Raw genomic sequence first — 8929 nt, forward strand, 5'->3', positions numbered from 1 at the left:
GTATGTCGCCGGCCGCGATTTCAGAAAGAAAATGGCTCGCCTCGGTCGAGACGAGCCAAAGCGGGAGCCGCACTGTTGGTGTCGGCTCCCGCTACAGGTCGCCACCTGATTTCACGAATGCTTGCTTTCCTGGGCGATGAAAAGCATGGGCGCCGGCCTGGCGGAGAGGATGTTCGGGTATCGCTGACGGCTTTCGCAAAATGTCGTGTTACGATACACTTATCGTTGGGATGACAGGCCGGCAACAACTTTTGATGTTCGAACTCCAGCCACGCGGGATTGCTTCAAACAAGCCGTTGGCGGGGGCGTCCTCGTAATCACCCTCGACGGGTCGGCGCCGGCCCAATGCGTCGGCACGTCAGACCTCGGTCACCTTGTATTCGGCGAAACACAACGCCAATGTAACTCTGCACTCCTCTTCTTGCCCGTCATGGTGCATGGCTTAGACACCGCCGCCCCCGGCGAGCCGAGCCCAGATATGGGGAGTTGAGAAGACGACAGTCGATTCCTCAGGGATGTAGCTGTTCCTTCATCGAGCCCGCCACTGGTTCAGGCGCCAGTCGGCGGGCTTTTGATGGTCGGCCTAACTCGCGTGATCGAGCAGGCGGGTGGCGTCGGGGCGATCCCGGCCCTGTTTGGCCCCGGCGTGATCGATGCCTTCCACGGTGATCGCGAACGTCCCGTTCTCGGTCCTGCCGATGAAGCCCTTCGCCTTGAGGTACCACAGGTGGAATTCCAGGTGCTCGCGCGGGCAGCCCGACAGTCGCTCGAGCTCGTCGTCGCCGATGCCCGGATTGTTGACGTCCCGCCGGCGCCTCACATAGAGGAGCGACAGCAGATTGGCCTGGATGACGGTATCCCTCTCCATGCCGCCGCCGTCGCGGGCTCCTTCCGTGAGTTCGTGACGAAGGCCAAGATGCTCCCGGTAAAGGATGTCGTATTGAGCCCGTTTGACTGGGTCCCGCAGCGTATTGTGGGCTTCCACGATCTCGCTGAAGCGCGCTTCGTTGCCTGTTTCCCGATTGTCGGGGTGGTAGCGCATGGCAAAGTAGCGGAAAATCCGCTCGATGGTTTCAGAATTGGCGTTCGGGCTTATTTCCAGAAGTTCGTAGTAGTCAATGAACATGTAATCGTGCTTCCGAAATTACGGAAACCACCCCCGTCGCCAAGCATTGCTCAAATGCTGCGGACGTGCAAGGCGCATCGCCTTGCCGTGCTGCACCATCGGTTCTAGCAGAAGGATGGGACGCTGAAAGCCCATGCTTTCACCCGCCGGCTGAAAAAGGGGCGACGTCCTGTCTGGTAGTGCCTTGGTTCCGATGGCCGATCGGCAAGGGCTTGCGCTGTTCAAGGTCGGAAAACCTTACCGTGTCAGTCCGCTATAGCGGTGGAATAAATTCCGGGTTCTGTTACGTTAGCTCCGTTTGAAATTCAGGTGGCAACCTGGATGGGGGCCGACCTCAAGCCCGGCTCCGTTTTTGGCCCGCCTCGAAAGAGGCGAGCCATTTTTTTTGCAAAGCCGTCGACATCTCGCGGCTTTCGCCCGAAGCCCCACTGACTTAGGTACGCCATGGCTAATATGGCTTGCAGGATGTACACTTCGCAGAGTCGGGTTTACAGAGGCATTGGGAGGACAACAAAATGCCACGGGTATCGGAGCTTTTCTTCAAGACGGCCATCGTCTTTCTTATTCTGGGCATCGCCGCCGGGCTGCAGATGGCGATTTCGGGCGATCACGGTGCCTTTCCGGCGCATGCCCACATCAACCTTCTTGGCTGGGTCACCAGCGCCATCTTCGGCGGCTACTATGCACTCAACCCGGCCAAGGCCGAGCGCCGCATCGCAATGATCCATTACGGCCTCTATACGGTCGGCATCGTGATCATGCTGCCGGCGCTCTACTGGATGCTGGCGGCAGGCCACCCGGAGATCGAGCCGGTCGTGGCGATCGGCTCGCTGATCGTCGCCGCTGCGGTGCTGGTCTTTGGCTTCGTCGTCTTCTCGTCTTCGGAGACGGTCCGCTCGGCTTCGCCGGCCACCGCGCGTTAACTCGGCGAACCACAGGATTGCAGCCGGCTCGGACCACGGTTCCGACGGCTGCAAGCCGGCCGTTTGCGTTGCGCCGCATTGACGTGGTGAAAGGCGGCCCGCCGGCGACAATACAAATTTGATGGCGCCTCGGAACTTTAGCACCGAGGCGTAGCCCGGTCCCTGCGTTCGAGCGGAGAATGCGGAGCGCCGGCTATTGCGGTGCGACGACCTCTCGAAAACGAAAAGACGGTCGGTCAGCAGCCCGGCCGCAAAGCGCCGCTCAAAGCGATTAAGGCAGCAGTTTCGGGAACAGCCACAAGATGAGAGCGTGGATGATGCCGTCGCGCTCGAACGGGCCGGGTATCTTGGCCGGTGCCGAGCTTGCGTCCGCCTTGCGTTCGTCGGTCACGCGGGTCTCGCCATGCACGAGCCAGAGCACGGCCACGAAATAGCCGGCCTGCAGAACCACTGCCGCCAGGAATGTCCAGCCGATCGCCATCCAGACAGATCCCGTGGAGGCGTAAGTCCAACCGAGGATCACCAGAAGCGTTGCCACCATTCCCACAAGAAACTGCGGAAAATACATCTGCCCATCCGAGCGCCGCGGCCGCATTCGGTCGTCGACGATCTCGCCCATATCTCTACCCATCTCGACCCATGCACCTTTTCCTGGTGGACCGCAAGCTTGAACGATTTGCCGGCGGGCCCATCGCCCTTTCGTCCGATCCGATAGGGACTAGGGACGCAGGACTTCCGGTGTGACAACTGGGAATTGCGCCAAATCGTTCCCGAGGCTCAACATTCAACGCATGCCTAATGAACACGCGCAGGCGATTGCCCGTGTGTTCGGATGTCTCTGCACGCAAAAAGGCCCGCCGCGTGGCGGGCCCTTGTCTGTCCTGCTATCCGGATCAGGTCAGGATCAGCACGATCTTGTAAGTGTCGGGGTCGACGATGACGATACGTCCGTCGGCCAGCACGAAATACTCGTAGGATTCGTAGGCAGGCACGATCTTGACGATGCGCGCCGGCAGGCGGTGCAGACGCACCTTGTGCCGCGGAACCTCGACGCCGACAGAGATGTCGAAGCTGACGTCGCGAACCGGTTCGACCCTGGTCTCGTGAATGATCTGCGTGACCTGCGTCTTCTGCTCCACCGTCACGTTGTTGATCGAGGCCGTCTTGTTCTGGTCGGTCTCGACATTGGTGTTGCCCTGGGCGTTCTGTTCGGTGTTGGTACCGGTCTTGCCCTGCGCGTTCTGCTCGGTCTGCATCTTGGTGTTGCCGCCCTGAGCGTTCTGCTCGGTGGTGGTTGTGCCGGACTTACCCTGGGCCTGCTGATCGGTCTGGGTCTTCGTCTTGTTCTGGGCATTCTCCTCGGTTGTCGTACCGGTCTTGCCCTGCGCGTTCTGCTCAGTCTGCATCTTGGTGTTGCCCTGAGCGTTTTGCTCGGTGCTGGTCCCGGTCTTGCCCTGAGCCTGCTTCTTCTTCTTCAGCTGTGTATTGTCCTGAGCATTCTGGTCGGTATTGGCGCCGGCCTGACCCTGGGCCTGCTCATCGGTCTTCATCTTGGCCGTGCCCTGGGCCTGCTCTTCGGTGTTGGCGCCGGCCTTGCCCTGAGCGTTCATCTCGGTCTTCGATTTCGTCTCGCCCTGAGCCTGCCCGCCGGCCTTGCCGCCCTTTTGACAATCGGCCGTGCCGGCCGCGCAATTGTCGCCGCCGCTCGGCTGTGCGGATTCGGTCTGCGCCATCGCGGCGCCGCAACCGACGCCGAGCGCGATCATACTTGTGATAAGCAGATGTTTCATGGGATTTCTCCTCGAAAAATTCGGTCCCTTCACTAGGAAAACCCGGCCCGAAAAGCATTGTTCCGAAATTGCCGCGCCGCGCGCCGGTGACGTTTCTTCGGACGTGCCTGTGACGTTCCCCCAAAATGGTGTCGGCGAATTTTTTGCAGGAACAAGGCTTGTCGGCCGGCGTTACGCACATTGCCTACCGGCTGTGAAATCGCAGGCGCAGCGTGAGAGGCAATCTATCCAAATCAAGGAGAAGATCGATGAAAATGCACCTCACAACCGCAGCCGCGGGCCTGCTGCTTCTGACCGGCATCGGTGCCGCCGCCGCCGAGGATGTTATTATCCAGCCCGAACAGGAAACGGTCATCCGCGAATATGTGCATAAGCAGCCGCTGGCGTCGGTCAAGCTTCCCGGCGTCAAGCTCAGCATCGGCAGCGTCCTTCCCGACACCGTCGAATTGCACGAGGTACCGAACGTCAAGTACCGTTACGTCGTCGTCGACAATCAGACGGTCATCGTGGATCCCGGCACGCGCAAGATCGTCCAGGTCATCCAGTAGGATCATTCGCAGCTGAGTTGACGGCCTTGCCGCGGACTGCGGCCGGGCCGTTAACCAGTATTAATTCGTGACCACATGCTAACGGAACCTTCGTTCCGGGCTCGCGTTGCCGCTGCTGTGTTCGAAATTGCCTCATAGAGAACACAAGCATGCGCAGGATGCGGGAATCGGGCGGCGGCGAAACAGGCACGGGTTGGGGGAGGAGACTGACCAACATGTCGAAACGAGAAATCGGAACATCCCGTTCGCTCGGGATGCGTGTCGCCGATCTCAAAGCCAGGATGCGGGACGCCCGGATCACCGAGCATGAGATGAAGACCTTCCAGAAGGTCGCGGCCATCATGGGGGGCGGCGAGGGCTCCCTACGCATAGACGCGGACGATCTGATCGCCGCGTCCTTCGTCACCGAGGCCCCGGGCGAATCGGCACCGAGCTGACAGCGGCCTCCAGCCGAATCCCGATCGATCCAGTCGACCTCCAGCCGCAAGGCGGCGGTCTGCAGGCAAACGGATGCAACGGACGTCAGGGCGCGCCCGGTTGATCCGGGATTCGCAGGCCAAATCCTAAAACTTGCGGTCAAGGCCAATGCGCACGGCGTTCCTGGCGGATGGTCGTCATACGCGTTGTGAGGCGTGATCAACAGACGCTGCCGCTCCAGCGGGCGCCGCTGGCCCTGCGGGCGTCATGCCCGTCGCTGCCGACCGGCCTTTGACCGGCGAGGGATTATCCAGGCACGTGTCGGTTCTGTGCCCGGCTTTCGCGTACCCGGCTTCGCCTGACCTTTGCTTCGCGCAGCACCGCGACCGGATCGGCGCCGGTCCATTCGATTCCGGCCTTCCGCGCGAAGACCAGGAACGCCTGCCGCGCCTTGTCGAGATCGATCTCTCCGGTCCGCGCCGCCTCACAGGCGCGGAATGCGTTGGCGTAGCTATCGCCCCGCGTGGCCTGCGGCCATTCCTTGAGAAAGTTCTGCATCCCGGTGAGCGTGGCGATCTCGCGCTTGAAGCCGGCGCCCACGGCAATGGCCACGGGGGCCCGAAGTTCGATGTCGCTTCTGATGGGGCCTTCTTGCATGACTGCGGCATCCTTTGATTTTCAAAGACTTGGGCAGTTTCAATGCCTTCCAATGCGGAGCCGATGCGAAGGTTCCGCCAAATCAATTAGTCGTGGCTGACGGAACAACACCCTGCCGGCGGCGTTTGCCCCGGGAGCTCCCATGTTCGACCTGCCCGTGTTTCCGCCCCGCGGAGGCCAGGCGGAGCTCGCCAACGCAACAGGAGATAAACGATGAAAACCACCCTCATTCCAGCTGTCGCCGGCCTGGCTCTGATGGCCGGCATCGGCATCGCGGCCGCGGACGAGGTGATCGTCACCCCCGAGCAGCAGACCGTGGTCAGGGAATATGTCCACAAGCATCCGATCGCCTCGGTCAATGTGCTCGGCCTCGAGCTCGGCGTCGGCTCGACCGTGCCTGACACCGTCGAGCTGCAGCAGGTTCCGGACGTCCAGTACCGCTATGCGGTCGTCAATGACCATACGGTGCTGATCGATCCCGGCACGCGCCGCGTTGTTCAGGTGATCGAGTAGATTTAGTCCTGAAAGAGCCCGATCCTCTCCCCGGAGCATCGGGGAAGGATCGGGCTCTTCTCGTATCCGGGCATAAGGCCTAAGATAAACAGCGGTTTGGGAGGCAACGAAGCGCGGAAGGAGTCGTTGCCATGCATCATCCACACGTCGAATCACCTGACATTGCCCGCCAAGTCGACAGGCTGCTGGCCGAACGCGGCGATGGGCTGCTGTCGATCAAGCAGGCGGTCGCGCTGCTGCGCGAGCGCACCGGAACCGATCGTTCCGACGCCGACCTGGCCGGACTGATCGTCAAGAAGGCCGCGTATCTCGGCATCGCGGTGCTTTCCGACGAGAAGTGAGCCATCACCGGATATTGCTTCAAGATGCGTTTGCGCGCCGCGTCTACACCCAAGACGGCACGCGAAAATTCGGCTAATGTTTGGCTGGGGAACAGTCCCAAACCGTAGGAGGCGACAAAGTGACGGACGACAGGCACGAACGCATTCGCCAACGCGCGCACGAGATTTGGGAGCAGGCCGGCCGGCCTGAAGGCGCGCATATGGAGCACTGGGACCAGGCGACGGCCGAGATCGATGAGGCGGGCAGGCCGAAGAAAGCCGCCAAGAAGGCCGCTGCCGCCAAGGTCGAGAAGCCGAAGGCCGCGAAGGCGGAGAAGCCTGCCAAGGCCCCCAAGGCGCCACCCAAGTCGAAAGCCAAGGGCTGATCGCGTCCTAAAGGATTACGGGCAGTCGTCAGACCGTCTGCCGCATAGTTGACCCACCGGCGGTGCGACGGCGACCTGCAAAGCCGCGGCCTGCGCCAGCTGCGCGGGCCCATGTCGGCGAGCCTGCCGGGCAGATCGCCCGGCATCGCTTGATATTAGAGAGTGTTAATAAGCCTCGACGTCACAGCTCCAAATCATCGGGGAATTACTGACCAGGTTGAACTGTTTACTGTAGCTTGGCTGCAATATGTGTTCAATAGATGAAATGCTCCCAGTAAAAGTCAGGCATTGAGCGGAAGGCGCAGTTGACTCCGCGCGCTCGCATGCGCCTTTTTCATGCGAGGCTTTCTCTCAACATCCAACTTCGGGGATCAGGCATGCGGGGTATCAACCGTGTCATTTCATTTGCGTTTCTAGCTGTGGCGGGCGGTCTCTCTGCGCCTTGCCAGGCGGCGCCGGTCGAATACGTCAGGGTCTGCGCGGCGTATGGCGCGCAATACTATTACAGTCCCGGCACCGCCACCTGTATCAATGCCAACACGGGCGAGACGCGCAGCTTGACGGAGGACGGTGTGGTCGACGGCAAGACGGCGTTGGCGGGCAAGGTCGACGACATTGACCGTCGCGTCCAGCGCGCCTTCGAGGGTGCATCGGTGGCCTCGGCGCTGGCCGGCCCGGACCTGGTGCAGGGCGAGCATTTCGGCGTGCGCGTCAACTGGGGCAATGCCGGTCAATCCAACGCCATGGGCGTCACCGGCGCGGCGGTTCTTGGCGAGGGCTTCATGTCTGGCGGCAACGGTCGGCTGGCCGGCGCCGCGGGCGTCGGCTTCTCCGGCAAGACGGTCGGCGGCAATGCCGGCCTGCAGTTCACCTGGTAAGCGCGACCGGGGGCAATCAATGTTCAGATATCTTCTTGCGCCGGCGATCCTCGGCGCGGCAACGCTCCTTGCGGCGCCATCCCAGGCGGCAGTCGCGTATGTCAAGATCTGCTCCGCCTATGGAGCCAATTACTACTATAGCCCGGGCACGGACACCTGCATCAATGCCCAGACTGGCGTGACTAAGAAGCAGGTCGACGACGGCAATGGCGGCGAGATGACCGAGGTCGGTAAGACGGCGCTCGCGGCCCACGTCGATGACATCGACAACCGCATCACGCGCGCCTTTGAGAACGCCTCGATCTCGGCCGCGCTCGCCGCGCCCGATCTCGTCCAGGGCGAGCATTTCGGTGTGCGCGTCAACTGGGGCAATGCCGGCTATGCCAATGCCTTCGGCATCACGGGCGCCGCGGTGCTGAGCGAGGGCTTCGACCATGGCGGCCGGCTGACCAGCACGCTCGGCATTGCCTTCGCCGGCAGCCAGGTCGGCGGCAATGTGGGGCTGCAGTTCAGCTGGTAGGGGAGGCTACCGTCTCCCTTGCTTTCCGGCGTATTGCGCGACCGCGCAAATGAGAGCCAGCGCCGCCATATCGCAGGCAGTCCGCGACGGCGACGGTCCCCTGGCGAAAAGCACCGCGTCCGCGACGGGGATCGCCAGGCCATGCTTTCTGGCGAAGGACGTGACTTCGTAGGGCTGGTCGTCAGGCTGTATGCCGATGTCGATACGCTGGTTCATCAAACGAATTCCTCCCTGGTACGCGGCTTTACCCTCCTTCGCCTGAGACGAATTTAACCACCCGCCGCTCAGCCGCGTCCACCAATTGCCAATTGTATGAAACGATGCATTTTTCGACGGGAGGCCCAAGGGTTGTAGCGGGAGCTGCCTGCCTCACCACGCATCGCTCGACCGGGCAAACCTCATGTCGGCCGCGATCATCGCGCTTTCGCATTCGCTGATCAGCCTGAGATTGCGCAGATACCGCGCCACCGTCTCCGAGAGCCAGGCGGCGCAGGCCTCGACATAGGCGCGGCCATGCACCAGCGTGCCGGTCGAAAGCCGCTCGTCCTTCTCGGCGATCACCTTCAGATATTGCCGGATGAAACGGATGTCGTCGGCGATGTCCTGGCTGGCCATGCGCCAGGCGCCGGCAACGCGTTCGCGCTCGGCGAACGGCAGTGGCGAGAGCAAAGGGCGGGAGAGGTCGGCGAAAGCGCCATGGTTCGCGGTATTCAAGCAAGTCCCCTCAAAGGAAGGGAAATATCGTACTTTATGTACGAAAAACAATCAAGCCGGATTCGTACATTTTGAACGACACTGCGGTTGCGATACCGCGGTTATAAGAAATTTGCGAAAATCTTGTAACCCGGCAT

At 61.5% G+C, this 8929-nt stretch carries 14 protein-coding genes; 8 read left to right on the plus strand and 6 right to left on the minus strand.

The genetic code is table 11. The annotated features are described in order from the left end of the window. Positions 1-583: 583 nt before the first annotated feature. The gene (locus FJ424_RS02575; RefSeq protein ID WP_140652213.1) at positions 584-1126 is read right to left on the minus strand and encodes a J domain-containing protein; all 543 of its coding nucleotides are present in this window, start codon (positions 1124-1126) and stop codon (positions 584-586) included. A gap of 515 nt (positions 1127-1641) precedes the next feature. Between FJ424_RS02575 and FJ424_RS02580 the strand changes: the two genes are divergently transcribed. Next, a complete protein-coding gene (locus FJ424_RS02580; protein WP_095820511.1) occupies positions 1642-2049 on the plus strand; it encodes a hypothetical protein in 408 nt (135 codons plus the stop codon). 271 nt (positions 2050-2320) lie between these two features. Here the strand turns inward: FJ424_RS02580 and FJ424_RS02585 are convergent, their stop codons facing one another. Both FJ424_RS02585 and FJ424_RS02590 read right to left on the minus strand, forming a co-directional pair. Beyond that, positions 2321-2668, minus strand: coding sequence for an exopolysaccharide production repressor protein (locus tag FJ424_RS02585; protein WP_246677120.1), 348 nt, complete (start codon positions 2666-2668; stop codon positions 2321-2323). A 274-nt stretch (positions 2669-2942) separates the two neighbouring features. Then, a complete protein-coding gene (locus FJ424_RS02590) occupies positions 2943-3839 on the minus strand; it encodes a DUF1236 domain-containing protein (protein WP_140652211.1) in 897 nt (298 codons plus the stop codon). Between the two features lie 248 nt (positions 3840-4087). Between FJ424_RS02590 and FJ424_RS02595 the strand changes: the two genes are divergently transcribed. Further along, positions 4088-4387 carry a DUF1236 domain-containing protein gene (locus FJ424_RS02595; RefSeq protein ID WP_140645398.1) on the plus strand — a complete coding sequence of 100 codons (300 nt, stop codon included), beginning with the start codon at positions 4088-4090 and terminating at the stop codon, positions 4385-4387. A gap of 215 nt (positions 4388-4602) precedes the next feature. Next, on the plus strand, positions 4603-4824 hold the full coding sequence (locus tag FJ424_RS02600; protein WP_140652209.1) for a hypothetical protein: 222 nt from the start codon (positions 4603-4605) through the stop codon (positions 4822-4824). A 286-nt stretch (positions 4825-5110) separates the two neighbouring features. Here the strand turns inward: FJ424_RS02600 and FJ424_RS02605 are convergent, their stop codons facing one another. Continuing rightward, the gene (locus tag FJ424_RS02605) at positions 5111-5461 is read right to left on the minus strand and encodes a DUF982 domain-containing protein (RefSeq protein ID WP_140652207.1); all 351 of its coding nucleotides are present in this window, start codon (positions 5459-5461) and stop codon (positions 5111-5113) included. 213 nt (positions 5462-5674) lie between these two features. Here FJ424_RS02605 and FJ424_RS02610 point away from each other — a divergent pair, with 213 nt between their 5' ends. The 5 genes from FJ424_RS02610 (at position 5675) to FJ424_RS02630 (ending at position 8078) form a co-directional block, all read left to right on the plus strand. Next, positions 5675-5974, plus strand: coding sequence for a DUF1236 domain-containing protein (locus FJ424_RS02610; protein ID WP_140645400.1), 300 nt, complete (start codon positions 5675-5677; stop codon positions 5972-5974). 131 nt (positions 5975-6105) lie between these two features. After that, positions 6106-6315, plus strand: coding sequence for a hypothetical protein (locus FJ424_RS02615; protein ID WP_140645401.1), 210 nt, complete (start codon positions 6106-6108; stop codon positions 6313-6315). Between the two features lie 119 nt (positions 6316-6434). Further along, positions 6435-6680 carry a DUF2934 domain-containing protein gene (locus FJ424_RS02620; RefSeq protein ID WP_140645402.1) on the plus strand — a complete coding sequence of 82 codons (246 nt, stop codon included), beginning with the start codon at positions 6435-6437 and terminating at the stop codon, positions 6678-6680. Positions 6681-7057: 377 nt separating this feature from the next. Continuing rightward, complete coding sequence (locus tag FJ424_RS02625) at positions 7058-7558, plus strand: porin (RefSeq protein WP_140652205.1); 501 nt, start codon at positions 7058-7060, stop codon at positions 7556-7558. 19 nt (positions 7559-7577) lie between these two features. After that, a complete protein-coding gene (locus FJ424_RS02630; RefSeq protein WP_140703592.1) occupies positions 7578-8078 on the plus strand; it encodes a porin in 501 nt (166 codons plus the stop codon). A gap of 6 nt (positions 8079-8084) precedes the next feature. Here FJ424_RS02630 and FJ424_RS02635 read toward each other — a convergent pair whose 3' ends face one another. Then, positions 8085-8294 carry a hypothetical protein gene (locus FJ424_RS02635; protein ID WP_140652201.1) on the minus strand — a complete coding sequence of 70 codons (210 nt, stop codon included), beginning with the start codon at positions 8292-8294 and terminating at the stop codon, positions 8085-8087. Between the two features lie 153 nt (positions 8295-8447). Then, positions 8448-8792 (minus strand): hypothetical protein, encoded by a 345-nt coding sequence (locus FJ424_RS02640; protein WP_140652199.1) that lies wholly within the window; start codon positions 8790-8792, stop codon positions 8448-8450. Positions 8793-8929 lie beyond the last annotated feature (137 nt).

This window comes from Mesorhizobium sp. B3-1-8 (genome assembly GCF_006439495.1).
Taxonomy (GTDB): domain Bacteria; phylum Pseudomonadota; class Alphaproteobacteria; order Rhizobiales; family Rhizobiaceae; genus Mesorhizobium.

What these genes read in the sequence shown, in the direction of transcription:
- FJ424_RS02575 (WP_140652213.1), bottom strand. Translation starts at nt 1,126, where the DNA reads ATGTTCATTGACTACTACGAACTTCTGGAAATAAGCCCGAACGCCAAT.
- FJ424_RS02635 (WP_140652201.1), bottom strand. Translation starts at nt 8,294, where the DNA reads ATGAACCAGCGTATCGACATCGGCATACAGCCTGACGACCAGCCCTAC.
- FJ424_RS02615 (WP_140645401.1), top strand. Translation starts at nt 6,106, where the DNA reads ATGCATCATCCACACGTCGAATCACCTGACATTGCCCGCCAAGTCGAC.
- FJ424_RS02610 (WP_140645400.1), top strand. Translation starts at nt 5,675, where the DNA reads ATGAAAACCACCCTCATTCCAGCTGTCGCCGGCCTGGCTCTGATGGCC.
- FJ424_RS02605 (WP_140652207.1), bottom strand. Translation starts at nt 5,461, where the DNA reads ATGCAAGAAGGCCCCATCAGAAGCGACATCGAACTTCGGGCCCCCGTG.
- FJ424_RS02580 (WP_095820511.1), top strand. Translation starts at nt 1,642, where the DNA reads ATGCCACGGGTATCGGAGCTTTTCTTCAAGACGGCCATCGTCTTTCTT.
- FJ424_RS02625 (WP_140652205.1), top strand. Translation starts at nt 7,058, where the DNA reads ATGCGGGGTATCAACCGTGTCATTTCATTTGCGTTTCTAGCTGTGGCG.
- FJ424_RS02585 (WP_246677120.1), bottom strand. Translation starts at nt 2,668, where the DNA reads ATGGGCGAGATCGTCGACGACCGAATGCGGCCGCGGCGCTCGGATGGG.
- FJ424_RS02595 (WP_140645398.1), top strand. Translation starts at nt 4,088, where the DNA reads ATGAAAATGCACCTCACAACCGCAGCCGCGGGCCTGCTGCTTCTGACC.
- FJ424_RS02590 (WP_140652211.1), bottom strand. Translation starts at nt 3,839, where the DNA reads ATGAAACATCTGCTTATCACAAGTATGATCGCGCTCGGCGTCGGTTGC.
- FJ424_RS02600 (WP_140652209.1), top strand. Translation starts at nt 4,603, where the DNA reads ATGTCGAAACGAGAAATCGGAACATCCCGTTCGCTCGGGATGCGTGTC.
- FJ424_RS02630 (WP_140703592.1), top strand. Translation starts at nt 7,578, where the DNA reads ATGTTCAGATATCTTCTTGCGCCGGCGATCCTCGGCGCGGCAACGCTC.